The organism is Klenkia taihuensis (assembly GCF_900112525.1).
GTDB classification, from domain to species: domain Bacteria; phylum Actinomycetota; class Actinomycetes; order Mycobacteriales; family Geodermatophilaceae; genus Klenkia; species Klenkia taihuensis.
The window spans coordinates 46,049-69,532 of record NZ_FOMD01000006.1 but is presented as its reverse complement, the minus strand read 5'-3'; the positions used below and the strand labels follow the sequence as shown (position 1 = coordinate 69,532).

The following is a 23,484-nucleotide window of genomic DNA, read 5'->3' as shown; positions in this document are numbered from 1 at the left end:
GTGGACGGGCTCTTCCTGGCGATGGTCGTCATCGTCGTCGTCGCGCTGGCCTTCGACTACACCAACGGCTTCCACGACGCCGCCAACTCGATCGCCGTCGCCGTCTCCACCAAGGCCCTGACCCCGAAGGTGGCCCTGGCCCTGGCCGCGGTGATGAACCTGGTCGGGGCGCTGATCTCCACCGAGGTCGCCAAGACCGTCGGCGCCGGCATCATCGACACCCCGGAGGGCTCCGGCGGCCTGCAGATCGTCTTCGCCGCGCTCGTGGGCGCGATCACCTGGAACCTGATCACGTGGTACTTCGGGCTGCCCAGCTCCTCCTCGCACGCCCTGATCGGCGGGCTGGTCGGCGCCGCGCTGGCCGCGGTGCACTCGGTGCAGTGGCTGGGCATCGTGGAGAAGGTCGTCGTCCCGATGGTGCTCTCGCCGCTGGTCGGGTTCGGACTGGGCTACCTGTTCATGCTGGCGGTGCTGTGGAGCTTCCGGGGCGCGAACGTCACCCGGGCCAACCGCGGGTTCCGGTACGCCCAGATCATCAGCTCGGCCACGATGGCGCTGGGCCACGGCCTGCAGGACGCGCAGAAGACGATGGGCATCATCACCCTCGCCCTGGTCACCGCCGGGGAGATCGACACCTTCGAGGTGCCGCTGTGGGTGGTCATCGCCGCCGCGCTGGCGATCAGTGCGGGCACCTACGCCGGCGGGTTCCGCATCATGCGCACGCTGGGCCGGCGCATCATCCAGCTCACCCCGGCCGGCGGCTTCTCCGCGCAGACCGTGGCCTCGGCGGTCATGGTCACCACCGCCACCGTCTTCGCCGTCCCGGTGTCCACCACGCACATCACGACCACGTCGATCATGGGCGTGGGTGCCACCCGCCGGCTGTCGGCGGTGCGCTGGGGCGTGGCGGGGAACATCGTGGTGGCCTGGGTGTTGACCCTGCCGGCCGCGGGCGCCGTGGCCGCGGGCGTCTACTACGTGGTGCACGCGATCGTCGGCTGACGGAGGACGCGTGACCGGGCTGCAGCTGGGGACCGCGCCGGCCCGCTGGACGCTGCTGGCCACGGTGCTCGCCTCGGCGATGGCCTTCCTGGACTCCACCGCGGTCAACGTCGCGCTGCCCACGATCGGCACCGACCTCGGGTCCTCGCTGTCGGGCCTGCAGTGGACCGTCACCGGCTACACCCTCGCGCTGGCCGCGCTGATCCTGCTCGGTGGTGCGCTGGGCGACCGGTTCGGCCGGCGGCGGGTCTTCCTGGTCGGCGTGGTGTGGTTCGCCGCCACCTCGCTGCTGTGCGGGCTGGCGCCCTCGACCGGGCTGCTGGTCGCCGCCCGGGTGCTGCAGGGCATCGGTGGCGCGCTGCTCGTGCCCGGGTCGCTGTCGATCATCCAGGCCTCCTTCGTGCACGCCGACCGCGGCCGGGCCATCGGGCTGTGGTCGGGCCTGGGCGGCATCGCGGGGCTGGGCGGGCCGTTCCTCGCCGGCTTCCTGGTCGACGCGGTGAGCTGGCGGTGGGTGTTCCTGCTCAACGTGCCGCTGGCGGTCGCCGTCGTCCTGGTCTCGCTGCGGCACGTCCCGGAGAGCCGGGACGAGGGCCACCACGGCCGGTTCGACGTCGCCGGGTCGGCCCTGGCTGCGCTGGCCCTGGGCGGCACCACCTACGCCCTCATCGACGCCGGCAGCGGGCCCGGCACCTGGGCCGCCCTGGCGGTCGGCCTGGCCGCGGCGGCCGGGTTCGTGGCCCGGGAGCGGACGGCGGCGGACCCGATGCTGCCGCTGGTCGTGTTCGCCGACCGCCGGTTCAGCGGGGCCAACCTGACCACGCTGGCCGTCTACGGCGCGCTCGGCGGCATGTCGTTCTTCCTGGTGCTGCAGCTGCAGACGGTGCTGGGCTACGACGCGCTGGCCGCCGGGGCCGCCGTCGTCCCCTCGATCCTGCTCATCTCGCTGCTGTCCTCGCGGGCCGGGGCGCTGGCCGCGCGCACCGGCCCGCGGCTGCCGATGACGGTCGGGCCGCTGGTCGCCGCGGCCGGGGTGCTGTACCTGTCCTTCGTCGACGCCGGCTCCCGCTGGGCGACCGCGGTGCTGCCCGGGTCGGTGCTGTTCGGCCTGGGCATGGCGCTGACCGTGGCGCCGCTGACCGCGACCGTGCTCGACGCCGCCCCCGACCGGCTCGCCGGGGTGGCCAGCGGGGTGAACAACGCCGTGGCCCGGGCCGCCCAGCTGCTGGCCGTCGCCGCCCTGCCGCTGGCGGTGGGCCTGTCCGGCGACGACCACCCCCAGCCGGAGACGTTCACCGACGGCTACGCACTGGCCATGCGGCTGTGCGCCGTCCTGCTGGCCGTCGGCGGTGCGGTGTCGCTCGTCACGCTCCGCCCGTCCCACCAGACGGGACGACCTGTTACGCCTTAGTGCATCGGGCTGGTAGACATTGCGCTCGTGCCGACGTCCTGCCTGCTCCCGGGGAACTACCCCGGTGATCTGCTCGTGGGCCGCATCCACGTCGACCTCGCGCGCGTCACGACCGCGGCCTGTCGCGCCCGCTGACCTCCCCGGGGCGACACCGCCCTGACCCCGGCGCGGGTGCGCGGCCGGGGACCTCCCCCACCTCTTCTCCACCCCTGGAGCTCGATCGTGCGCACCCTCGTCCTGTTCGCCCTGGTGGGCCTCGGCGCCCAGCTGGTCGACGGCAGCCTCGGCATGGCCTACGGCGTCACCTCGACCACGCTGCTGCTGGTCGTCGGCGCCAGCCCGGCCGCTGCCTCGGCCACCGTCCACCTCGCCGAGATCGGCACCACGCTGGCCTCGGGCCTGTCCCACTGGAAGTTCGGCAACGTCGACTGGAAGGTCGTCGCGAAGATCGGCCTGCCCGGCGCGGTCGGCGCCTTCGCCGGCGCGACGTTCCTGTCCTCGCTGGACACCTCGGTCGCCGCACCGCTGATGAGCGGCATCCTGCTGGTGCTGGGCGTCTACATCCTCGTGCGGTTCACCTTCCGCGGCCTGAACCGGCAGAACCTCGGCAAGCCGATGCGCAAGCGCTTCCTGGGCCCGCTGGGCCTGGTCGCCGGCTTCGTGGACGCGACCGGCGGCGGTGGCTGGGGCCCCGTCGGCACCCCCGCGATCCTGGCCAGCGGCCGGATGGAGCCCCGCAAGGTCATCGGCTCCATCGACACCTCGGAGTTCCTGGTCGCCCTCGCCGCCTCGCTGGGCTTCCTGTTCTCCCTCGGCACCCAGGGCATCGACCCGCTGTGGGTCGCCGGCCTGCTCATCGGCGGTCTGGTCGCCGCCCCGATCGCGGCCTGGCTGGTGCGGCACGTGCCGCCGCGGCTGCTCGGCTCGGCGGTCGGCGGCATCATCGTGTTCACCAACACCCGGTCGCTGTTCAACGCCTTCGAGGTCGCCGACGCCGTCCGCTGGCCGGTCTACGCGGTGGTCGTGCTCGCCTGGGTCGGCGCGGTCGTCTGGTCGTTCAAGCAGTACCGGGCCGACACCGCCGCGGAGTCGGTGGAGGCCGCGCAGCGCCTGGAGGCCGAGCGCCGTGAGGAGCTCGTCCGCGAGGCCTCCCGCAACCACGAGGACGCCGTCGTGTCCGGCCGCCCCCAGGACCCCCGCGACTGACCGCACCAGCCCGTGATCATGGGGTTGTCGCCGCCGAACCGCCGTGCACCGGCGCGTCGGTGGGCGACAACCCCATGATCACGTCCGGGGGCGGTGGTCGGCGAGCAGGCGGGCCTCCAGGTCGGGCGGGAGGCCGGGCAGGTCGCGGCCGGGCGGGGGCACCGGGAGGTCGGCGCCCCGCTGCCAGGCCCAGGTGTCGGCGACCGTGTCCTGCACCGGCCGGACGGGCAGCCCGAGCTCGCGCGCCCGCGTGGTGTCGACGTCCCACGCGGTGCGCGCGACGTCGGCCGGCAGCCAGAACGGCAGGTGCTGCCACGGCTGCACGCCCGCGGCCAGCAGCTCGGCCTCGGGCACGACGACCCACGCGGCATCGCCGCCGGTGACCTCCCGGCAGGTGTCGAGCAGGGCGCCGAAGGTCGTCATCCCGGCCGGGCCGGTGGCGTTCGCCGGCCCGGACGCCCGCCCGCACACCTCGACCAGCCAACCGGCCAGGTCGCGGGCGTCGACCAGCGCGATCGGCTGGTCCAGGGCGTCGGGGACGACGACCGGCCCACCCTCGGCGATGCGCGCCAGCCACCAGCCCAGCCGGTGCAGCCGGTCGTGCGGGCCGGCCACCAACCCGGCGCGGGCGGTGAGGAACCGGTCGCCGAACGCCGCGCCCAGCACCCGCTCGGCGTGCGCCTTGACCGGTCCGTACTCGTCGTCGTCGGTGTCCCAGGTGGGCTCGTCCTCGCTGCGCAGCGGGCCCGGCGGCCAGTGCCGGTAGGCGTTCAGGCTGGAGACGAAGGCGTACCCGCGGGGGTCCAGCGCGGCGGCGTGCTCGGCGGCGGCGCGGGTCTGGCAGGAGGTGTCGACCACCAGCTCCGGCGCCCACGCCAGGACGTCGTCCGGCAGGGGGTCGTCCCGGTCGGCGCGGAAGGCGCGGACGCCGTCCGGTGGGCCACCGGACACCCCGCGGGTCAGGACGGCCACGTCGTGGCCGGCGGCGCGGGCCGCGTCCACCACGTGCCGGCCCAGGAAGTGGGTGCCGCCCAGCACCAGCAGTCGCATGCCCCCACCCTCGGGGCGGGCCGGGGCCGGCGTCCACCCGGTTCGCCGACAGCCGATGCGTTGCGCGCGACCGAACGGGTAGGGCCCCTGCGACGTGCACCCCACCAGGAAGAGGTCCGGCATGCCGGTCATGGCCATCATCGGAGCAGGGCGCGGGCTGGGCGCGGAGACCGCCCGCCGGTTCGGCAGGGAGGGCTACGACGTCGCGCTCGTCGCCCGCAACCAGCAGCGGGTGACCGACCTGGCCGCGGAGCTGTCGGCCGAGGGCATCACCGCCGGCGGGTTCGTCGCCGACGTCCGCGACCCCGACTCCATCACCCACACCCTGGACACCGTCGCCCAGGCGATGGGGCCGATCGAGGTGCTGCAGTACAGCCCGCTGCCGGACAAGACCTTCCTGCGCCCGGTGCTCGAGACCACCGCCGCCGACCTGGTCGGGCCGCTCGAGTTCTCCGTCTACGGGCCGGTGGCCGCCGTCCGGCAGGTGCTGCCGGGCATGCGGTACCTCCCCGACGGGGCCCGGCCCTCGATCCTGTTCGTCAACGGCGGGTCGGCCGTGGTGCCGAACGCCGGCGTCGCCGGGACCAGCGTGGCCTTCGCCGGGCTGACCGCCTACGCGCAGATGCTGCACGAGGTGCTGGCCGGCGAGGGCATCCACGTCGCCCAGCTCGTCATCCCCGGCGCGATGGTCGACGGCGACCCGGTGAAGGGCCCCGACGTGATGGCCGGCCACCTGTGGGACCTGCACACCGGCCGGGGCGACTTCCGCTACCAGGTGGAGGGCTCGGACTAGCCGGCGAGCACTGCCCCGTCGTCGGTGGGGCGGGCGGCGCCGCGCACGGTCGGCGTCCGCTCCCCCGCCTCGACGGCGACCGGCAGCCGGTTCTCCGCCGGCGGGGTCGGGCAGGTGGCCAGGTCGGTGTAGGCGCAGGGCAGGTTGACCGCGCGGTTCAGGTCGACCTGCACGCTGCCGTCGGCGTCGGGCACCAGGTGCAGCGACCGGAACGGGTAGGTGGTGTCCCCCGAGGTCGCGTCGGAGAACAGCACGGTCAGCGCTCCGTCGCCGTGGCCGGGGAAGGCGCGCAGGGCGTAGTCGGTGCCGTCGAGGGTGAACTCGACGGTGCCGGGGGCGTCGTAGACGTGCTCGACGCCCTCGAGGACACCGGGCACCGTGGTCGGCCGCGGCGCGTCGAAGGGCACGAACCTGCCGGGCACCGCCCAGCGCACGTCGGCCGGGAACGCGGGCGTGCCGGGGTGCGCAGCCAGCAGCGGCGAACGGGGGTCGCGCACCCGGACGACGTAGCGGCCGCCCCGCTCGGCGACCTCGACGCCCACCTCGCCGGCCAGCAGCAGCCGGCTCTCCCGCAGGCCCAGCTCGCCGACGACGTGCTCCCCCTGCACGGGGGTGCCCTCGACCAGGAGCTGCTCGCCCTCGGCGAGGGCGACCACGACGCCGCGGCCGTCGGCGGACCAGCGGCCGGGCGCGCCGGGAGCGGTGACCGGCTGCTCGCCGAGCCAGGTCAGCGAGGTGACGGCGAGGAAGCCGTGCGGGTCGGTGAGCCGCACCTCGCGGTCCCGGTGCCAGGCGGCCCACTCGTCGGCGAAGGTCTGCTGCACGGTGCTGGTCATGCAGCCGACAACGACGCCGGGGCGCGGGGTAGTCCTCAGCCGGCGGTCTGCACCGGGATCTCGCCGGTGCGCAGCGCCGGGTGGCTGCCCGCGGCGGTGAGCACCGCTCGGGCGCTGCGGGCCGCGCCGGGGACCGAGGCCATCCGCATCGCCCGGGCGCTGAACAGCGCCTCGGTGCCCGGCGGGACGACGAGCAGCTCCAGGTGCAGGTCGTCGGGGGCGCAGGTCAGCCAGACCAGCTGCGGGTCACCGGTGGCGAAGCCGCCCACCCGCACCAGCCGGTCACCGACGGCGAGCTTGCGCGGGACGGCGTGCCAGGTGGCGAACGGGTAGGTGAACCGGGTGACGTGCACGCCCCGGCGGGCGAGCGCGGCCACCAGCTCGGGCAGCTCGACGGCCAGGTCGGTCGAGCGCGGCCACCACGCGCCGTGCAGGCCGGGGCCGGCGTCCGTGCGCAGGCTGACCCGCGCGTCGATGCCCCCGCGGAAGCCCGGGAGCTCCTGCTCCCCGATCCACGCCGCCCGGTCGGCCACCGGCACCACCCCTCGTTCGATCCCCGTACCGCTCCCCGCCCGGCAACGCTAGGGCGACTCCCTGTGCACCCCGCCGGGACACGCGGCGCCCCAGCCGCCCCGTCCGCCCCACGGCCAGCCCTCACGCGCAGTGACCACCCGCCTCCACTCGCCCCGGCACCGGGCAGGCGCCGGATGACGCCGAGGGCCCACGTCCGTGCGGACGTGGGCCCTCGGCGTCAGGAGACGGCCGCGCGGCCGCCGGAGGAGCAGGCGGTGGGTTACTCGCCGACCTTGGGCTTCTTGTTGCGCTGGCGGCCGCGGACGGTCTGGTCCAGCTCGACCTTGCGGATGCGCACCACCGACGGGGTGACCTCGACGCACTCGTCCTCGGCGCAGAACTCCAGCGCCTGCTCCAGGTTGAGCACGCGCGGCGGGATCAGCCGCTCGAGCTCCTCGGAGGTGGACTTGCGCATGTTGGTGAGCTTCTTCTCCTTGGTGATGTTCACGTCCATGTCGTCGGGACGGGAGTTCTCACCGACCAGCATGCCCTCGTAGACCTCCGAGCCGGGCTCGACCATCATCTGGCCGCGCTCCTGCAGCGAGAACATCGAGTACGTGGTGGCCACGCCGGCGCGGTCGGCGACCAGCGAACCGGTGGGCCGGGCGCGCATCTCGCCCAGCCACGGCTCGTAGCCCTCGAGCACGTGGTTGAACACGCCGGTGCCGCGGGTCTCGGTCAGGAACTCGGTGCGGAAACCGATCAGCCCGCGCGAGGGGGCGACGTACTCCATCCGGGCCCAGCCGGTGTCGTGGTGCACCAGGTTCTCCAGCCGGCCCTTGCGGATGGCCAGCGCCTGGGTCAGCGTGCCGACGTACTCGCCGGGGGTGTCGATGGTGACCCGCTCGACCGGCTCGTGCAGCTTGCCGTCGATCATCTTGGTGACCACCTGCGGGCGGCCGACGGTGAGCTCGAAGTCCTCGCGGCGCAGCTGCTCGACGAGGATGGCCAGGGCCAGCTCGCCGCGGCCCTGCATCTCCCAGGTGTCGGGGCGCTCGGTGGGCAGCATGCGCACCGAGACGTTGCCGACCAGCTCCTGGTCGAGGCGGTTCTTGATCAGGCGGGCGGTGACCTTCTTGCCCGACTTGCCCGACAGCGGCGAGGTGTTGATGCCGATGGTGATCGAGATCGAGGGCTCGTCGACGGTCAGCGCCGGCAGCGGGCGCGGGTCGTCGGGGTCGGCCAGGGTGTCGCCGATGCCGATGTCCTCGATGCCGGCGATGGCGACCAGGTCGCCGGGGCCGGCGCTGTCGGCCGGGGTGCGGGTGAGCCCCTCGGTGACCAGCAGCTCGGTGATCTTGACCTTGGTGATGGTGCCGTCGACCTTGCACCAGGCGACCTGCTGGCCGCGCTTCATCTCACCGGAGTGGATGCGCAGCAGCGCCAGTCGGCCCAGGAACGGGGAGGCGTCGAGGTTGGTGACCTGCGCGCGCAGGGGCTCCTCGGCGTCGTACTCCGGCGCCGGGATGGTGTCCAGCAGGGTGGTGACCAGCGGGCCGAGGTCGGGGCTGTCGGGGACGGTGCCGTTCTCGGGCTTGGTCAGCGAGGCCTGGCCGGTGCGGCCGTTGCAGTAGACGATCGGGAACTCGAGGGTCTCCGCGGGCAGGCCGGCGTCCTCGAGCAGCTCCATGAACAGCTCGTAGCACTCGTCGACGACCTCCTCGATGCGGGCGTCGGCGCGGTCGGTCTTGTTGACCGCGAGGATGACCGGCATCCCCTTGCCCAGCGCCTTGCGCAGCACGAAGCGGGTCTGCGGCAGCGGGCCCTCGGAGGCGTCCACCAGCAGCACGACGCCGTCGACCATCGACAGCCCGCGCTCGACCTCGCCACCGAAGTCGGCGTGGCCGGGGGTGTCGACGATGTTGACGACGACCGGGTTGCCGTCGGCGTCGGCCAGCCGGATGGCGGTGTTCTTGGCGAGGATGGTGATGCCGCGCTCGCGCTCGAGGTCCATGGAGTCCATGACCCGGTCCTGCGTGGAGTCGTTGTCGGTCCCCTCGCCCTTGGCGCGGCCGAGGGCGCCGGCCTGCCGGAGCAGCGCGTCCACGAGGGTCGTCTTGCCGTGGTCGACGTGGGCGACGATCGCCACGTTGCGCAGGTCGTTGCGGGTGGGCATGCGGAACAGCACCTCAGGAGCTCGGGGATGTCGCAGCGCCTCACGCCGCGGGGTCGCCGACCGGCGACCTTCCCATGGTAGGCGCTCCGACGACCTCCCCCGGCGTGTGCGCGGTCACCCCTCCCCCGCGGGGGTCGCTCAGCGGTCGGCGACGCCGTAGGTGATGGCCGCGGCCACCACGGTCACCGTGCCCACGGCCAGCCACGCCGGCCAGCCCACGCCGATGGCCAGCACGTGCGCGAGCACGAAGGCCACCAGGTAGACCGCGGCCAGCCCGGCGGTGACGGCCCAGCCGCGGCGGCGGCGCCACAGCCAGCCGGCGGCCACCCCGCCGGCGACGAACACCGCGCCGCCCAGGGCCCGGACGCCGGTGCCCTGCGCGATCGCGAACCCGGCGGCCAGCCCGACGGCGACCGGCAGCGCGCTGGGGAGGGAGGTGCGGGCGAGGGTGCTGCTCGACATGGCCCCAGTGTCCCCGCTCATGCAGCGGCGTCCTCGACCGCGGTCCGCAGGCCGTCGGCCGACAGGTCGGACAGCTGCGTGCCGTCGACGAGGACGGTGGGCGTCCCGGTCACGCCGTCCTTCGAGGCCTGGTCGGTGGCCTCCTCCACCCAGTCGCCGTAGACCAGGTCACGGATGTCGGTGGCGACGTCCTCACCGGTCGCGCCGGCCTGCTCGGCGTAGGCGATCAGCTGGTCGTCGGTGAGCCCGCTGCCGGTCCGCTCGTCGGGCTGGTGGGCGTAGAGCAGGTCGTGGAACTGCTGGTAGGCCGCCGTCCCGGCGTCGGAGGCGACGACGGCCGCCGCGTTGAGCGCGCGGGTGGAGTAGTCGTCGTTCTGCGAGGAGTCCAGGAAGGCCATGCCGTGGTAGACGATCGTCACGGTGCCGGCCTGCTGCAGCTGCTCGAGCGTGGCGCCGGCGGCGTCCTCGAAGGCCTTGCAGTTGGGGCACTGGAAGTCCTCGTAGACGTCCACGGTGACCGGGCCGGTGCCGACGGAGAAGGTGTAGCCGTTGCCCCCGGCCGAGGTGCCGCCCGGGCGGGCCGCGTCGGCCGCCGTCGAGGTCCGGCTGGTCTGCACCACGACCGCCACCACGACGGCGACCACCACGACCACCGCGGCGACCACGCCGCCGACGACGGTGCGGCGGCGGCGCTGCTCGGCGGCGCGGGCGGCGGCCTCGGCGGCGCGCTTCTCGGCGATCCGCTGCCGGGCGGCTTCCTTCTTGCTCGACGTGCTCATGGGGTCGTGCTCATGGGTGTCGGGGTCTCCAGACGGTTCGCGAGGGCGAGACGGGAGTGCGGCCAGCGGGCCAGCGCGAGCGCGACCATCAGCAGTCCGGTGTCGCGGAGGGTCTCCGACAGGTAGCGGGTCTCCCCCGCGGCCACCTGACCCCCACCGCCGAAGCAACCGCAGTCGATCTGCAGGCCACGGGCCCAGGCCGACACGATGCCGACGAGGAAGACCACCATCAGCACCGCGGCGGCCACCGCGGCTGCGCGGACGGCCACCCCTGCCAGCAACGCCAGCCCGACGACCACCTCGACCGCGGGGAGGCCGAAGGCGACCGGGGCGACGAGGGGCTCGGGCAGCAGCTGGTAGGCGCGGACGGAGCGCACCGCGGCGGCCGGGTCGGGGAACTTGAGCACGCCGGCGACGACGAGGACGCCGCCCAGCAGCAGCCGGGCGGCCGTCGCCAGCCAGGGGCGCACGAGGTCGGACCGCACGACCTGCACTGTCGTCGCCCGACCCCGCGGAGTTCCTGGGAGCGGGCTCAGAGTCCGCTGGCGAACTCCCGGACACGGGCTGCGAACCGCTCGGGCCGGCGCAGGTGCGGGTGGTGGCCGAGGTCGGCGCCGTCGTCGTCGGTCCAGTGCTCGACCGTCGCGGTGGGGATGCGGGCGGCCAGCCAGGCGGCGTAGTCCGGGCCCGGGTCCAGGCCGTGCAGCGACAGCACCGGCACGGTGACCGCGGCCGCCGTCCGCTCGACGAAGGCGTCCAGCTCGGCCGGTGACCAGTCCAGCAGCGGAGTCCAGATGCCGGTGACGACGTCCTGGCGGGGACGGCGGCGCACGGCGAGCGCGGCGGACTCGACGTCGGACGTGCTGCCCGACATCGAGGCGAACATCGCGGTCATGAAGCCCTCGAACTCCGCGGTGGAGCCGCGCAGCAGCGGCGCGGCCTGCTGCACGCCGGCCTGCAGACCGCCCAGGGCGAGGGGCTGGTCGACGTCGACCACGCCGCGGGTGGCGTGCCGGGCGGCCACGACCACCGCGAGCAGCCCGCCGAGGGAGTGCCCGACCACCAGCGGCGGCTCGTCGCCGAAGGTGGCGGCGACGTCGTCGGCCATGTCCTCGAGGTCGTAGCCGCCGCCGTCGGGCGAGGCGCCGTGGCCGCGCAGGTCGACGGTGGTGACGGTGGCCCAGGGGGTGAGCAGCGGGACCACCGGCGCCCAGAACCCGGCGTCCTCGGTGATGCCGTGCAGCAGCACGAGCGGCGGGCCTGCGCCCTCGGTGGTGGTGGCGAGCTCGACGGTCACGGACGCATCGTGCCCGACGACGACGGGCCCCGGTGACCGAGGTCACCGGGGCCCGTCGGGGGGCTGTGCGGATCAGGCGGTGCGGAGCACGGCCTCGATCTCGAGCTCGACGGAGATCTTGTCGCCGACGACGACGCCGCCGCCGTCCATCGGCATGTCGATGTCGACGCCGAACTCCTTGCGGGAGATGTCGGTCTTGGCGGAGAAGCCCGCGCGGGTGCCGCCGTAGGCGTCCGGGCCGAAGCCGTTGAGCTCCAGGTCCAGGGTGGTGGGCTTGGTGATGCCCTTGATGGTCAGGTCGCCCTCGACGGTCCAGTCGTCGCCCTTGGCCTTGATGGCGGTGGAGCGGAAGGTCATGACCGTGTGGTTGCCGGTGTCGAAGAAGTCGGCGCTCTTGATGTGGGCGTCGCGCTGCTCCTGGCGGGTGTCGATCGAGTCCATGTCGATGGTGGCCTCGACGGTGGAGTTCGCCGGGTCCTCGGCCGTGACGAGCACGCCCTCGAACTTGGTGAAGTAGCCGCGGACCTTGCTGACCATCATGTGGCGGACCGAGAAGCCCACGGTCGAGTGGCTGGCGTCGATGTCCCAGGTGCCGGCCAGGTAGCCGGGGATCTGCGTGCTGGTCATGGTGACCTCCGAAGTCGTTGAACGCTTGACTGCTGCGCTGGACCGTAGCGTAGTTGAAGGCTTGAGCATTCCGCCATACCCTGGTGGGCATGTCCGACGAGGTGTCTGCTCCGTCACAGCCGCGCTGGTTGTCCGCAGAGGAGCAGCAGGCCTGGCGGGCCTGGCTCTACAGCACCCTGCTGCTGCAGGACCGGCTCGACCGCGAGCTCACCCGCGCGACCGGCATCTCCCACGCCTACTACGAGATCCTGGTGCAGCTCTCGGAGACCCCCGGCCGCGCACTGCGGATGAGCGACCTGGCCGACCGCTGCCTGTCCTCGCGCAGCCGGCTCTCCCACGCGGTCTCCCGCCTGGAGGAGCGCGGCTGGGTGCGCCGGCAGGTCTGCGAGGACGACGGCCGCGGCCAGCTCGCCGTCCTCACCGACGAGGGCTTCACCGCCCTGGAGCAGGCCGCGCCCGTGCACGTGGAGAGCGTGCGCACGCACCTGTTCGACCAGCTCTCCCCCGAGCAGGTGCGCGCCCTGCAGGACATCGGCCAGACCCTGCAGGCGCACCTCTCCCCGCCCCGCTGAGCGGCCCCTACCGGAACCACTTGTCGGGCGTGATCGGCAGGTCGCGCACCCGCCGGCCGGTGGCGTGCCAGTAGGCGTTGCCGATGGCCGCGGCCGACCCCACGATGCCGATCTCGCCGATGCCCTTGGCGCCCAGCGGGTTGTGCGCCTCGTCGACCTCGTCGACCCAGGCGATGTCCACCTCGCCGACGTCGGCGTTGGCCGCGATGTGGTACTCGGCGAGGTCGTGGTTGGCGTAGTGCCCGCGGCGGGTGTCCAGCACCGCCTCCTCGTGCAGCGCCATGGACAGGCCCATCGTCATGCCGCCCAGGAACTGCGACCGCGCGGTGACCGGGTTGATGATCCGGCCGGCGGCGAAGACCCCGGTCATCCGCGGCACCCGGACCTCGCCGGTGTCGCGGTCCACCCGGACCTCGGCGAAGTGCGCGCCGAAGGCGTGGCTGGACAGCTGCTCGGCCTCGTCGCCGGGGCCGGACGAGCCGGTGACGGTCAGCCCGCCCGCGGGGACGTCGCGGTCCCGCAGCTGCTCGGCGGCGTCGACGACGGCCGGCCCCCACGAGGTGATGCCGGTGGACCCGCCCGCGCCCGAGGCCTTCGGCAGCCGGCTGTCCCCGATCCGCAGCACCACCTGGTCCATCGGCACCCGCAGCGCGTCCGCGGCGATCTGGGTCAGCGTGGTCCAGGCACCGGTGCCGATGTCGGAGGCGTCGATGCTGACGACGAACGGCTTCCCCGGCACCGCCTCGATCCGGGCCTGCGACGGCCGGCGGCGGGTCGGGTAGGTCGCCGCGGCCACCCCGGTGCCGACCAGCCAGCGGCCCTCCTCCCGGACGCCGGGCCGGTGGTCACGGCCGGCCCACCCGAAGCGCTCCGCACCCTCGGTCAGGCAGGCGACCAGGTTGCGGGTGCTCCACGGGACGTCGCGCTCGGGGTCGCGGTCGGGCTCGTTGCGCAGCCGCAGCTGCACGGGGTCCATGCCCAGCGCCGCCGCCAGCTCGTCCATCGCGGACTCCAGCGCGTACATGCCCGGGGCCTCCCCCGGCGCCCGCATGATCGTCGGCGCCGGGACGTCGAGCCGGGCCAGCCGGTGCGTGGTCCGGCGGGCGGGCGCGGCGTACATCAGCCGGGTCGCCGTCGCCGTCTGCTCGGCGAACTCCGCGTTCTGCGAGGTGTGCTCGACGACCTCGTGGCTGATCGCGGTCAGCGTGCCGTCGGGCCGGGCACCCAGGCGCAGCCGCTGGATGGTGGGCGTGCGGTGGCCGACCAGGCTGAACATCTGCTGCCGGGTGAGCTCGAGCTTCGCCGTCCGGCCGGTGACCTTCGCGGCCATGATCGCCAGCAGCTGGTGTACGTGGGTGAAGGCCTTCGAGCCGAACGCCCCGCCGACGTAGGGCGAGGTGATGTGCAGCTGGTCCTCGGTGATCCCGAAGGCCTCGGTGATCACCGGCACCAGGTTGTGCGGGCCCTGGTTGGCGTCCCACATGCGCAGCACGTCGCCGTCCCACCGGGCGACGGTCGCGTGCATCTCGATCGGGTTGTTGTGCTGGTTGGGCGTCTCGTAGACGACGTCCACCGACACCGGCGCCTCGGCGAGGGCGGCGTCGACGTCCCCGATCACCGAGTCGGTCTCGAAGCCGGCCATCAGCTTCTCCGGGGCGTACAGGTCGTCCCGGTCGGCGGACAGGACGACGTCCGGGTCGCCCGACTCGTACTCCACCCGTACCCGGCCGACGGCGTCGCGGGCGACCTCGGAGGTCTCGGCGACGACGACGGCCACCGGCTGGCCGGCGTACTGCACGGCGTCGGACTGCAGCACCCGCAGCTCCTCGACGACCTCGCCCAGCCGGGGCGCGTCCACGTGCGTGAGGACGGCGAGGACCCCGGGCACCGCCTGGGCGCCCGACCCGTCGATCGCGGTGATGCGGCCACGGGCGACCGGCGACTGCACGATCGCGACGAACACCGCCTGCGCGTCCAGCTCGTGCTCGTAGGCGTAGGGGGCGCGGCCGCGGACCTTGTCCGGGCCGTCGAGGCGGCGGACCCCCGCGCCGACGGAACGCTCGATGGTGGTCATGCGCGGGCCTCCGCGGAGATCTGGAGCAGCGTGCGGACGAGGGTGCTGGTGGCCATCGGGACCTTGAACGCGTTGTCGGGCAGCGGGCGGGCGGCGGCCAGCTCGGCCTCGGCGGCGGCGGCGAAGGCCTCCTCGGTGGCTGGGCCGCCGCGCAGCGCGTCCTCGGCGACGGTGGCCCGCCAGGGCGCGTGGGCCATGCCGCCCAGGGCGATCCGGACGTCGCGCACGGTGGAGCCGTCGAGGTCCATCGCGGCGGCCACGCTGACCAGCGCGAAGGCGTAGGAGGCCCGGTCGCGGACCTTGCGGTAGCGCGAGCGGACCGCCCACGGCAGACCGGGGACGTCGATGGCGGTGATCAGCTCGCCGTGGGCCAGCGTGGTGTCCCGGGACGGGTCCTCGCCGGGGAGCCGGTGCAGGTCGGCCATCGGCACGGTGCGCTCGCCGCCCGGGCCCAGCACGCGGACCTCGGCGTCCAGTGCGCGCAGCGCGACCGCGAGGTCGGAGGGGTGGGTGGCCACGCAGGTGTGCGGGGAACCCGGGCCCTCGTCGGTGGCGCCGAGGACGGCGTGGTTGCGGTGCAGCCCGGTCACCGCGCCGCAGCCCGAGCCGGGGGCGCGCTTGTTGCAGGGCTGGGTGACGTCGGTGAAGTAGGTGCAGCGGGTGCGCTGCAGCAGGTTGCCGCCGGTGGTGGCGCGGTTGCGCAGCTGCCCCGACGCCCCGGCCAGCAGCGCCTGGGCCAGCAGCGGGAAGCGCTGCCGCACCCGCAGGTCCGCGGCGAGGTCGGCGTTGGGCACCGCGGCGCCGATGCGCAGGCCGCCGTCGGGCAGCTCCTCGACCAGGTCGGAGGTGAGCGTCCGGACGTCGACGAGCACGTCGGGCGTGGCCACCCCGAGGCGCATCAGGTCGACCAGGTTGGTGCCGCCGCCCAGGTAGGCGCCCTCGGGCGCACCGGCCAGCAGCGCGACCGCGCCCGCCGGGTCGGCGGCCTTCTCGTACCGGAACTCCCTCATGCCCGCACCCCCTGCGCCGCCGCGACCTCCGCGACCGCCGGGACGATGTTGGCGTACGCGGCGCAGCGGCACAGGTTGCCGCTCATCCGCTCCCGGATCTCGGCGTCGGTGAGCTCGGTGCGCTCGGCGGCGAGGTCCTCGGTGACCGCGCTGGGCCAACCCTGCGCGGCCTCGGCCAGCACGCCGGCGGCCGAGGTGATCTGGCCGGGGGTGCAGTAGCCGCACTGGTAGGCGTCGTGGTCGACGAACGCCTCGTGCAGGGCGTGCGGGCCGTCGGCGGCCAGCCCGTCCGACGTGGTCACCTCCGCGTCCTCGGCGGTCACCGCCAGCACCAGGCAGCTGTTCACCCGCCGGCCGTCCAGCAGCACGGTGCAGGCGCCGCACTGGCCGTGGTCGCAGCCCTTCTTGGCGCTCGTAGTGCCCAGCCGCTCGCGCAGCGCGTCGAGCAGCGAGGTGCGGGTGTCCACGGTCAGCGCCGAGCGCGCCCCGTCGACCTGGAGGGTGATCTGCTGGTCCACGGACGCTCGGTGCCCCGCGCAGGGGGCCGGGGAAACGCTCAGGCCAGGTCGTCGGGCGGCGCGGGCCAGCCGAGCCCGACGCCGTCCAGCGGGGCGCGGAACTCGGCGGGCCGCTTCTCCAGGAAGGAGGCCACGCCCTCGGCGGCGTCCGGCCCGGACCCCAGCTCGACCAGCGCCCGGGACTCCGCGCGGTGCGCGTCCCAGGGGCTGGGCGCCGACAGCATCGACCACAGCAGCTGCCGGCTGGTCGCCACGGAGACCCCGGACGTGTGGTCCGCGATCTCGTGCGCGATGCCGTAGGCGGTGTCCAGCAGCTCCCCGTCGGGGACGACCCGCGACACCAGCCGGCCGCGCAGGGCCTCCTCGGCGCCGAACACCCGGCCGGTGGCCACCCACTCCATCGCCTGGCTGATGCCGACCACCCGCGGCAGGAACCAGCTGGACGCGGCCTCCGGGACGATGCCGCGGCGGGTGAACACGAACCCGAACCGGGCGGTGTCCGAGGCGATCCGGATGTCCATCGGCAGGGTCATCGTGGCGCCGATGCCGACCGCGGCGCCCCGCACCGCGGCGATCACCGGCTTGCGGAGCGCGGCGAAGGGCAGTGCGCCGATGCCGCCCCAGTCGCGGGCGACGCCGTCGATGGTGCCGGCGTCGGCGGCCTGCGCGCTGCGGTCGAAGGTGCCCGCGCCGGCGAGGTCGGCACCGACGCAGAAGTCCTTCCCCGCGCCGGTCACCACCAGCACCCGGACGGCGTCGTCGGCGTCGGCCACCGCGGCCACCTCGGACAGCTCGCGCGCCATCACCGTGGTGTAGGCGTTGCGGCGCTCCGGGCGGTCCAGGGTGAGGGTCGCGACCCCGCCGTCCACGGCGTAGGAGACCTGCTGCCAGTCGCTCACGACAGCGCCCCGGCGAGCACGAGGCCGGCGACGGCGTCCTGGTGCTCGGCGGCGTCGCCCAGCAGCAGCCGGTCGACCTTGGCCCGCCGCCAGTACAGGTGCGCGTCGTGCTCCCAGGTGAAGCCGGTGCCGCCGTGCACCTGGATGCAGGTCTCGGCGGCCCGCTCCAGGGTCTCGGCGGCGAACGCGCCGGCCGAGGCCGCGGCCAGCGGCAGCTCGCCGGGGGCGGCGTCGGCCGCCCACGCGGCCCACCAGACCAGCGACCGCAGCTGCTCGACCCCCACCCAGGCGTCGACCAGGGCGTGCTTGACCGCCTGGTAGGAGCCGATCGCCCGGCCGAAGGCCTGCCGCTCCTTCGCGTAGGCGACACCGACCTCGACGGCCTTGCCGGCGGTGCCCAGGTCCTCGGCGGCGAGCGCGACGACGGCGACGTCGCGGGCCCGGGCCCACCGCTCGCCGGCGTCGGGCACCAGCACCCGGGTGCCGGTCAGGGTGACGACGCCGAGGCCGCGGGTGGCGTCCATCGGCTGCCCGGTGGCCACCCCGCCGTCCCCGATCACCAGGTCGCCGTCGACCAGGGCGAGGAAGGTGTCGGCACCGACGGCGTCCAGGGCGGGGTGGTCGCCGTCGACGACGCAGAACGAGCGCGACCCGTCGGCCAGGGCGGCCGCCAGCTCGGGCTGGTCGGCCAGCAGGACGGCGGCCCGGGCGGCGGTGACCAGCGACGGCCCGGCGAGGACGGCGCCGGCCTGCTCGGCGACGACGGCCAGGTCGAGCACCGACCCACCGCCCCCGCCGGCGTCCTCGGGCACGGTGATGCCCAGGAACCCGATGTCGGCCAGCGCCTGCCGGCCAGGGGCGAGCGGGCCGCCCTCCAGCGCGGCGCGGGCCTGCGCCGGGCCGGCCTGCCCGGTGAAGAACCGCTCCGCGCCGGCCGCCGCGTCGAGCTGGTCCTGGTCGAGGTCGAAGTTCACCGAGCGCTCCCGGAGGCGTCGAAGGGGCGGTGCTTGTCCTCGCGGGGCTCCGGCGGCAGGCCCAGCACCCGCTCGCCGACGATGTTGCGCAGCACCTCGTCGGTGCCGCCGGCGATCGCGATGCCCGGCAGCCACGCCTGGTTGCGCTGCCAGCGGCCGGCTCCGTCCGCGCCCCCGTCGTCCCCGGGCCCGACGGCGAAGACGGCGTCGTCCCCGAGGAGCCGGACCCCGGCGTCGGCGACCAGCTTGGCCGCGGCGGTGCCGGCGAGCTTGCCGGCGCTGGCCTCGGGTCCGGGCAGCCCGCCCTGGCTGATGGCGGTGAGCCGGCGGTAGCCGGTGTAGCGGTTGGCCAGCGCGGCGACGGCCGCCCGGCCCAGCGCCTGGCGGGCCAGCACCTGCCGGTCGGCGGGGAGCGCGGGGAGCCGGTCGGCGGCCAGCCGGGCCAGCGACTCGACCGACAGGCCCAGGTCGTTGCCGCCCCCGCCGACGGCGACCCGCTCGTTGAGCAGCGTGGTCAGCGCGACCCGCCAGCCCTCGCCGGGCTCGCCGAGCCGCTCGGCGTCGGGGATGCGGACGTCGTCGAGGAACACCTCGTTGAAGTCGGACTGGCCGCCCATCTGGCGCAGCGGGCGCACGGTCACCCCGGGGGCGTGCATGTCGACGACGAACATGGTCAGCCCGGCGTGCTTGGGCCGGTCGGGGTCGGTGCGGGTGAGCAGGATGCCGTAGTCGGAGACGTGGGCCAGCGTCGTCCAGACCTTCTGGCCGTTGACCACCCAGTCCTCGCCGTCGCGCACGGCGGTGGTGCGCAGCGCGGCCAGGTCCGAGCCGCTGGCCGGCTCGCTGAACAGCTGGCACCACACGTCGTCGGCGCGCAGCAGGCGGGCCAGGTACTTCTCGTGCTGCGCGGGGGTGCCGTGCGCGATGACGGTGGGCCCGCACATGCCGATGCCGATGTGGTTGATCAGGCTGGGCACCCGGGCGCGGGCCAGTTCCTGGCCGACGATCGCCTGCTGGGCGAGGCTGCCGCCCTGCCCGCCGTGCTCCGCGGCCCAGGCCACCCCGACCAGGCCGGCCTCGGCGAGGACCCGCTGGGTGCGGCGCAGTGCCTGCTCCTGCTCGCGGGGGTCGGCGGCCTCCTCGCCGGCGTCCGCGTCGACGTCGGTGTGCACCAGCTCGTCGGCGTGCTCGGCCAGCGCGGCCCGCACGCGGGCCCGGTAGGCGGCCTCGTCGGGGGTGTCGTCGAAGTCCACGGGGTGGCACCTCTCGTCGGTGAGGGTGGTCGTCCGCATCCTCCGGTCGGGTGCACGAACGGTCAACCCTGACTGCCCGCGGCTAGGCTCGTGCCGTGGAGACCCGCAGCCGGAGCGAACGGACCGCCGACAGCCGCGCGCTGATCCTGGACGCCGCGGTCGCCTGCCTGGTGTCCGACGGCTACGCCGGCGCCTCGACGCTGGCGGTGCAGGCGCGGGCCGGGGTGTCGCGCGGGCGGCTGCTGCACCACTTCCCCAGCCGCGAGGAGCTGCTGGTCGCCGCGGCGTCGCACCTGGTCAACGAGATGCTCGCCGAGGCCGCCGACCAGGCCGAGCAGCTCGACGTCGCCGACCCGGTCGAGCGGGTGGAGCGGTGCGTCGAGCTGAACTGGGCACTGTTCCAGAAGCCGCCGTTCTGGGCGGCGATGGAGCTGTGGAACGCCGCCCGCACCGACCGGGCGCTGCGCGCGGCGCTGGCGCCCGAGGAGCGGCGGATCAACCAGGCGATCCGCGCCGCGGCCGACCGGATCTGGGGGCCGGCCGCGGTCGCGTCCCCGCGCTACCCGGTGCTGCGCGAGCTGCTGTTCACCTCGATGCGCGGCGTGGCGATCGCCTACTCCTTCGAGGACCGCCCCGCCGCCACCGACCCGCACCTGGCCATCTGGAAGGACCTGGCGCGCCAGATGCTGGGTTAGCGGGGGGCCATCCGGATCGCGCCGTCGAGGCGGATGACCTCGCCGTTGAGCATCGGGTTGGCCACGATGTGCGCCACCAGCTGGCCGTACTCGTCGGGCTCGCCCAGCCGCGCCGGGTGCGGCACCTGCGCACCGAGGGAGGCCTTGGCCTCCTCGGGCAGCCCGGCCAGCAGCGGGGTGTTGAACAGGCCCGGCGCGATGGTGACCACGCGGATGGCCTCGCCGGCGAGGTCGCGGGCGATCGGCAGGGTCATGCCGACGATCCCGCCCTTGGACGCCGAGTAGGCCGCCTGCCCGATCTGGCCGTCGAACGCCGCGACCGAGGCGGTGTTCACGACGACCCCGCGCTCCTCGCCCTGCAGGTCCACCGACAGCATCCGCTGGGCGGCGAGCCGGATGACGTTGAAGGTGCCGACCAGGTTGACCTGGATGACCTTCTGGAAGGCGTCGAGGGGGAAGGCGCCCTTCTTGCCTGCGGTCTTGATCCCGTTGCCGATGCCGGCGCAGTTGACCGCGACGCGCAGCGGGCCGAGCTCGGTGGCGAGGTCCAGCGCGGCGGTCACCTGCTCCTCGGAGGTCACGTCGGCGGCGGCGAAGTGCGCGCCGATCTCCGCGGCGACGGACTCCCCCGCCGAGGTCGGCAGGTCCAGCAGCACGACCTGCGCGCCGGCCTCGCGCAGCCGGCGGGCGGTGGCCAGACCGAGGCCGGATGCGCCCCCGGTGACGACGGCGACGGCGTCGGTGACGTCCATGGTTCTCCTTCGGTTCGGCGCTGCTGTCCGGTCCCAGCAGTCAGGGTTGACCGTAACCGACGGGGCGGGCCAGCATGACGCCGACAACACCCGGCCCGCGGAGCCCCGAGGAGCCCCAGTGCAGCAGACCCGGCACGACACCGGCTGGCGCGGCATGACCATCTCCGACCAGCTCGCCCGGCACGCACGCACCACGCCCGACGTCGCCGCCTACCGGTTCGCCGGCACCGGCCGCAGCTACGCCGAGGTCGAGGACCGGGTCACCCGGCTGGCCGCCGTCCTCACCGGGTGGGGCGTGCGGCACGGCGACCGGGTCGCGGTGCTGGCCCTCAACGGCCTCGAGGTCGTCGAGTGCTTCCTGGCCGCCGCGCGGATCGGGGCGATCGCCGTCCCGGTGAACTTCCGGCTGGCCCCGGCCGAGGTGGCCTACGTGCTGGCCGACTCCGGCGCCCGGGTGCTCGTCGTGGACGCCGCCACCGCCGCCACCGCGCAGCAGGCCGGCCCGCCGGAGCACGTGCTGGTGGTCGGGTCGGAGTACGAGGCGGCACTGGCCGCCGCCGACCCCACCCCCGTCGAGCACGAGGTGGGCGACACCGACGCGGCGTTCCTGATGTACACCTCGGGGACGACGGGCCGGCCCAAGGGTGCGGTGCTCACCCACCGGAACCTGCTCATGCACGCGTTCAGCCACATCACGCACCTGGGCTGGGCACCCGACGACCGGGTCACCCTCTACGGCGCCCCGCTGTTCCACATCGCCGCGGTCGCCGGGATGCTGCCCAACCTGCTGCTGGGCGGCACCTTCGTGGTCACGCGCTCGGGCGCCTTCGACCCCGCCGAGACCCTGGACGAGATCGTCGCCGAGCAGGTGTCCTCGTGCTTCTTCGTGCCCGCGGCGTGGCAGGCGATCGTCGACGTCCCCGACCTTCCCGCCCGCGACCTGTCCCGGCTGCGCCGGATCTCGTGGGGTGCGGCGCCGGCGTCGACCACGCTGCTGCAGCGGATGCTCGACCTCTTCCCGCAGGCCGAGCTGGTGACGGCGTTCGGGCAGACCGAGTGCTCGCCGGTCACCTGCTTCCTGCGCGGCCCGGACGCCGTCCGCAAGATCGGGTCGGTCGGGACGCCGATGCTCAACGTCGAGGTGCGGGTGGTCGACGAGGCGATGCGCGACGTGCCGCAGGGCGAGGTCGGCGAGATCGTCTACCGCTCCCCCATGGTGATGCGCGAGTACTGGGGCAAGCCGGCCGAGACCGCCGCTGCGTTCGCGGGCGGCTGGTTCCACTCCGGCGACCTGGTGCGACAGGACGAGGAGGGCTACTTCTACGTCGTCGACCGCAAGAAGGACATGATCATCAGCGGCGGCGAGAACATCTACTGCGCCGAGGTGGAGGACGTGCTGGCCGCGCACCCCGGCGTCGCGGAGGTGGCGCTGATCGGGGTCCCCGACGACCGCTGGGGCGAGGCGCCGCTGGCCGTCCTGGCCGCCCGCGACCCCGCCGCGCCGCCCACCGCCGCCGAGCTGACCGCCTGGTGCCGGGACCGCATGGCGCACTACAAGTGCCCGCGGGAGTTCCACGTCGTCGACGCCCTGCCCAGGAACCCCAGCGGCAAGGTGCTGAAGACCGACCTCCGCGCCTCCCACACCCCCTGACCCACGCCGAGTGACAGCTCCCCGCTGGCCCTGACCCGCCTGCGCTGGAGTCAGCTGTCATTCGATGCCAGCGCCGCCCGGATGCGTGCGAGCAGCGGCGCCGGGCGGCGCAGGTCGGCCGCCGTCACGAACAGGACCCGCCACCCGGCCGCCTGCAGCGCCTCGATGCGACGGCGGTCGGCGGCGACCCGGGTGGTGTGCCAGGCACCCTCGTACTCCAGCGCGATTCGGTGGTCCGGCCAGGCGAAGTCGACACGCGCCACGAACCGGCCCTCCACCCGCACGGTGAACTGGGCGAGCGGCGGCAGCAACCCCGCGTCGAGCACGAGCAGTCGCAGCCGCGTCTCCTGCGGTGACCCGGCCTGCCCGTCGGCGCGGTCGGCCGCCGCGCGCGCCCGCCGGCACCCCCGCCCGGCGAGTCCGGCTGCCGCCTGGCGGAGCGCAGCCAGCGTGCTGATGCGCTCCGCCACGCAGCGGTCCAGCAGGACGACGGCCTCCACCGGGTCGAGCCGGCCGGCGAGCTCGAGCGCCGCCGTCTCGGGGGTCGCCACCAGCACCGTGCCCCGGCGGACCGAGCTCGTGCTCGGCAGAGCCCGCCGCCGGACCACGACGCCCGGACAGCTGGGGCGCGGGGCGCCGGGCGCGACCGTGAGCTCGACCGGGTCGTCCACGCCGGCGAGGTCGGTCAGGCCCCACAGCACGGCGGCACTGACCCCGGTCACGACCGCACCGGGAGCCAAGGTCGTGGCGGCGATCCGGGCGAGCAGCGCGTGGTCGACGTCGCAGGCTGCGTCGACGTAGACGTCCGGGAACACCCGCCGCCACGCCGGCCCGCGCAGCTCCCCCGCGGTGAGCAGGCCCCGCGCGACGACGTCGCTGCCGCGGAACCACCGGCCCACCAGGGACGGTGGACGGCGGGGTCGGGGCACCGCCG

25 protein-coding genes are annotated in these 23,484 nt (G+C 74.7%); 8 read left to right on the top strand and 17 right to left on the bottom strand.

Annotated features, from left to right (window positions below; genetic code table 11):
• The 4 genes from BM158_RS20175 (at nucleotide 1) to BM158_RS20165 (ending at nucleotide 3,619) form a co-directional block, all read left to right on the top strand.
• Nucleotides 1–1,002 carry an inorganic phosphate transporter gene (locus BM158_RS20175; protein WP_278247591.1) on the top strand — a complete coding sequence of 334 codons (1,002 nt, stop codon included), beginning with the start codon at nucleotides 1–3 and terminating at the stop codon, nucleotides 1,000–1,002.
• 10 nt (nucleotides 1,003–1,012) lie between these two features.
• A complete protein-coding gene (locus tag BM158_RS20170) occupies nucleotides 1,013–2,413 on the top strand; it encodes an MFS transporter (RefSeq protein WP_091563884.1) in 1,401 nt (466 codons plus the stop codon).
• 27 nt (nucleotides 2,414–2,440) lie between these two features.
• Nucleotides 2,441–2,548: a putative leader peptide gene (locus BM158_RS22905; protein ID WP_409359902.1), complete on the top strand. Its 108-nt coding sequence runs from the start codon at nucleotides 2,441–2,443 to the stop codon at nucleotides 2,546–2,548.
• 87 nt (nucleotides 2,549–2,635) lie between these two features.
• A complete protein-coding gene (locus BM158_RS20165) occupies nucleotides 2,636–3,619 on the top strand; it encodes a sulfite exporter TauE/SafE family protein (protein WP_091563882.1) in 984 nt (327 codons plus the stop codon).
• 78 nt (nucleotides 3,620–3,697) lie between these two features.
• Here the strand turns inward: BM158_RS20165 and BM158_RS20160 are convergent, their stop codons facing one another.
• The gene (locus BM158_RS20160) at nucleotides 3,698–4,669 is read right to left on the bottom strand and encodes an NAD-dependent epimerase/dehydratase family protein (protein ID WP_091563880.1); all 972 of its coding nucleotides are present in this window, start codon (nucleotides 4,667–4,669) and stop codon (nucleotides 3,698–3,700) included.
• 130 nt (nucleotides 4,670–4,799) lie between these two features.
• Between BM158_RS20160 and BM158_RS20155 the strand changes: the two genes are divergently transcribed.
• A complete protein-coding gene (locus BM158_RS20155) occupies nucleotides 4,800–5,462 on the top strand; it encodes an SDR family NAD(P)-dependent oxidoreductase (protein ID WP_229827868.1) in 663 nt (220 codons plus the stop codon).
• Here BM158_RS20155 and BM158_RS20150 read toward each other — a convergent pair.
• The 8 genes from BM158_RS20150 to BM158_RS20115 form a co-directional block, all read right to left on the bottom strand.
• Nucleotides 5,459–6,298, bottom strand: a complete 840-nt coding sequence (locus BM158_RS20150; RefSeq protein WP_091563874.1) for a DUF1684 domain-containing protein — start codon at nucleotides 6,296–6,298, stop codon at nucleotides 5,459–5,461. The genes BM158_RS20155 and BM158_RS20150 overlap by 4 nt on opposite strands.
• A gap of 35 nt (nucleotides 6,299–6,333) precedes the next feature.
• A complete protein-coding gene (locus BM158_RS20145; protein WP_229827869.1) occupies nucleotides 6,334–6,837 on the bottom strand; it encodes a DUF5994 family protein in 504 nt (167 codons plus the stop codon).
• A 254-nt stretch (nucleotides 6,838–7,091) separates the two neighbouring features.
• Nucleotides 7,092–8,987, bottom strand: coding sequence for a translational GTPase TypA (gene typA / locus BM158_RS20140; RefSeq protein WP_091564075.1), 1,896 nt, complete (start codon nucleotides 8,985–8,987; stop codon nucleotides 7,092–7,094).
• Nucleotides 8,988–9,125: 138 nt separating this feature from the next.
• Nucleotides 9,126–9,449: a hypothetical protein gene (locus BM158_RS20135; RefSeq protein WP_091563872.1), complete on the bottom strand. Its 324-nt coding sequence runs from the start codon at nucleotides 9,447–9,449 to the stop codon at nucleotides 9,126–9,128.
• A gap of 17 nt (nucleotides 9,450–9,466) precedes the next feature.
• Nucleotides 9,467–10,228 (bottom strand): DsbA family protein, encoded by a 762-nt coding sequence (locus BM158_RS20130; RefSeq protein ID WP_091563869.1) that lies wholly within the window; start codon nucleotides 10,226–10,228, stop codon nucleotides 9,467–9,469.
• Entirely contained in the window at nucleotides 10,225–10,713 is a 489-nt protein-coding gene (locus tag BM158_RS20125; protein ID WP_091564073.1) for a MauE/DoxX family redox-associated membrane protein, read from the bottom strand. Before BM158_RS20125 ends, BM158_RS20130 begins: the two co-directional genes overlap by 4 nt.
• 47 nt (nucleotides 10,714–10,760) lie before the next feature.
• Nucleotides 10,761–11,525 carry an alpha/beta fold hydrolase gene (locus BM158_RS20120; protein WP_091563866.1) on the bottom strand — a complete coding sequence of 255 codons (765 nt, stop codon included), beginning with the start codon at nucleotides 11,523–11,525 and terminating at the stop codon, nucleotides 10,761–10,763.
• Between the two features lie 72 nt (nucleotides 11,526–11,597).
• Complete coding sequence (locus BM158_RS20115; protein ID WP_091563864.1) at nucleotides 11,598–12,152, bottom strand: YceI family protein; 555 nt, start codon at nucleotides 12,150–12,152, stop codon at nucleotides 11,598–11,600.
• 89 nt (nucleotides 12,153–12,241) lie between these two features.
• Here BM158_RS20115 and BM158_RS20110 point away from each other — a divergent pair, with 89 nt between their 5' ends.
• A complete protein-coding gene (locus tag BM158_RS20110) occupies nucleotides 12,242–12,724 on the top strand; it encodes a MarR family winged helix-turn-helix transcriptional regulator (protein ID WP_091563862.1) in 483 nt (160 codons plus the stop codon).
• Nucleotides 12,725–12,731: 7 nt separating this feature from the next.
• Here BM158_RS20110 and BM158_RS20105 read toward each other — a convergent pair whose 3' ends face one another.
• Genes BM158_RS20105 through BM158_RS20080 form a run of 6 tightly spaced genes read right to left on the bottom strand, consistent with a single transcriptional unit; the run spans nucleotide 12,732 to nucleotide 19,452 of the window.
• Nucleotides 12,732–14,798: a xanthine dehydrogenase family protein molybdopterin-binding subunit gene (locus tag BM158_RS20105; RefSeq protein WP_091563860.1), complete on the bottom strand. Its 2,067-nt coding sequence runs from the start codon at nucleotides 14,796–14,798 to the stop codon at nucleotides 12,732–12,734.
• A complete protein-coding gene (locus BM158_RS20100; protein WP_091563858.1) occupies nucleotides 14,795–15,808 on the bottom strand; it encodes an FAD binding domain-containing protein in 1,014 nt (337 codons plus the stop codon). The genes BM158_RS20105 and BM158_RS20100 overlap by 4 nt, the downstream gene beginning before the upstream one ends.
• Nucleotides 15,805–16,326 (bottom strand): 2Fe-2S iron-sulfur cluster-binding protein, encoded by a 522-nt coding sequence (locus BM158_RS20095; RefSeq protein ID WP_091563856.1) that lies wholly within the window; start codon nucleotides 16,324–16,326, stop codon nucleotides 15,805–15,807. Before BM158_RS20095 ends, BM158_RS20100 begins: the two co-directional genes overlap by 4 nt.
• Before the next feature lie 38 nt (nucleotides 16,327–16,364).
• Nucleotides 16,365–17,225, bottom strand: coding sequence for an enoyl-CoA hydratase-related protein (locus tag BM158_RS20090; RefSeq protein WP_091563854.1), 861 nt, complete (start codon nucleotides 17,223–17,225; stop codon nucleotides 16,365–16,367).
• Nucleotides 17,222–18,199 carry an acyl-CoA dehydrogenase family protein gene (locus BM158_RS20085; protein WP_091563851.1) on the bottom strand — a complete coding sequence of 326 codons (978 nt, stop codon included), beginning with the start codon at nucleotides 18,197–18,199 and terminating at the stop codon, nucleotides 17,222–17,224. The genes BM158_RS20090 and BM158_RS20085 overlap by 4 nt, the downstream gene beginning before the upstream one ends.
• Nucleotides 18,196–19,452 carry an acyl-CoA dehydrogenase family protein gene (locus tag BM158_RS20080; protein ID WP_091563849.1) on the bottom strand — a complete coding sequence of 419 codons (1,257 nt, stop codon included), beginning with the start codon at nucleotides 19,450–19,452 and terminating at the stop codon, nucleotides 18,196–18,198. The genes BM158_RS20085 and BM158_RS20080 overlap by 4 nt, the downstream gene beginning before the upstream one ends.
• A 95-nt stretch (nucleotides 19,453–19,547) precedes the next feature.
• Here BM158_RS20080 and BM158_RS20075 point away from each other — a divergent pair, with 95 nt between their 5' ends.
• Complete coding sequence (locus tag BM158_RS20075; protein ID WP_091563846.1) at nucleotides 19,548–20,147, top strand: TetR/AcrR family transcriptional regulator; 600 nt, start codon at nucleotides 19,548–19,550, stop codon at nucleotides 20,145–20,147.
• Here BM158_RS20075 and BM158_RS20070 read toward each other — a convergent pair.
• A complete protein-coding gene (locus BM158_RS20070; RefSeq protein ID WP_091563844.1) occupies nucleotides 20,144–20,899 on the bottom strand; it encodes a 3-hydroxyacyl-CoA dehydrogenase in 756 nt (251 codons plus the stop codon). The two genes, BM158_RS20075 and BM158_RS20070, sit on opposite strands and share 4 nt — an antisense overlap.
• Nucleotides 20,900–21,017: 118 nt before the next feature.
• Here BM158_RS20070 and BM158_RS20065 point away from each other — a divergent pair, with 118 nt between their 5' ends.
• Nucleotides 21,018–22,550, top strand: coding sequence for a long-chain-fatty-acid--CoA ligase (locus BM158_RS20065; protein ID WP_229827870.1), 1,533 nt, complete (start codon nucleotides 21,018–21,020; stop codon nucleotides 22,548–22,550).
• A 50-nt stretch (nucleotides 22,551–22,600) separates the two neighbouring features.
• Here the strand turns inward: BM158_RS20065 and BM158_RS20060 are convergent, their stop codons facing one another.
• Nucleotides 22,601–23,479 (bottom strand): DUF559 domain-containing protein, encoded by an 879-nt coding sequence (locus BM158_RS20060; RefSeq protein ID WP_109504875.1) that lies wholly within the window; start codon nucleotides 23,477–23,479, stop codon nucleotides 22,601–22,603.
• Between the last annotated feature and the right edge of the window lie 5 nt (nucleotides 23,480–23,484).

What these genes read in the sequence shown, in the direction of transcription:
- BM158_RS20110 (WP_091563862.1), top strand. Translation starts at nt 12,242, where the DNA reads ATGTCCGACGAGGTGTCTGCTCCGTCACAGCCGCGCTGGTTGTCCGCA.
- BM158_RS20155 (WP_229827868.1), top strand. Translation starts at nt 4,800, where the DNA reads ATGGCCATCATCGGAGCAGGGCGCGGGCTGGGCGCGGAGACCGCCCGC.
- BM158_RS20070 (WP_091563844.1), bottom strand. Translation starts at nt 20,899, where the DNA reads ATGGACGTCACCGACGCCGTCGCCGTCGTCACCGGGGGCGCATCCGGC.
- typA (WP_091564075.1), bottom strand. Translation starts at nt 8,987, where the DNA reads ATGCCCACCCGCAACGACCTGCGCAACGTGGCGATCGTCGCCCACGTC.
- BM158_RS20160 (WP_091563880.1), bottom strand. Translation starts at nt 4,669, where the DNA reads ATGCGACTGCTGGTGCTGGGCGGCACCCACTTCCTGGGCCGGCACGTG.
- BM158_RS20100 (WP_091563858.1), bottom strand. Translation starts at nt 15,808, where the DNA reads ATGAGGGAGTTCCGGTACGAGAAGGCCGCCGACCCGGCGGGCGCGGTC.
- BM158_RS20135 (WP_091563872.1), bottom strand. Translation starts at nt 9,449, where the DNA reads ATGTCGAGCAGCACCCTCGCCCGCACCTCCCTCCCCAGCGCGCTGCCG.
- BM158_RS20150 (WP_091563874.1), bottom strand. Translation starts at nt 6,298, where the DNA reads ATGACCAGCACCGTGCAGCAGACCTTCGCCGACGAGTGGGCCGCCTGG.
- BM158_RS20105 (WP_091563860.1), bottom strand. Translation starts at nt 14,798, where the DNA reads ATGACCACCATCGAGCGTTCCGTCGGCGCGGGGGTCCGCCGCCTCGAC.
- BM158_RS20115 (WP_091563864.1), bottom strand. Translation starts at nt 12,152, where the DNA reads ATGACCAGCACGCAGATCCCCGGCTACCTGGCCGGCACCTGGGACATC.
- BM158_RS20130 (WP_091563869.1), bottom strand. Translation starts at nt 10,228, where the DNA reads ATGAGCACGTCGAGCAAGAAGGAAGCCGCCCGGCAGCGGATCGCCGAG.